1 protein-coding gene is annotated in these 275 nt (G+C 44.4%); it reads left to right on the forward strand.

All coding sequences use genetic code 11. The features are described 5' to 3' along the window. The coding region (locus ACY2RS_RS15590) for a lantibiotic dehydratase (protein ID WP_490099587.1) at positions 1 to 275 on the forward strand (275 nt) is incomplete at both ends.

The raw sequence follows: 275 nt of genomic DNA on the forward strand, positions 1-275 counted from the left end.
ATCGTTTTCTCTGTGATCTTGCCAGACAAAATGCAAACCCGCATCTGAACTGGGACTGGGGAATTCTCAGCGACCGGGTGTTTCTACCCCGTATCACATACAAGCATTTAATTCTTGCAAAAGCAACCTGGAACATTTCAGCGTCGTCCTTATCCACACATTCTGGGGTAGCAGACTGGCAGCATCTTTGTAGTACCCTTTCAATTCCCAGGTATGTGCAAATCAACGAAGGCGATAACCTCCTACTGATAGACAATCAAAATGAAATTTCAGTT

The organism is Patiriisocius sp. 208BN25-11 (genome assembly GCF_058147145.1).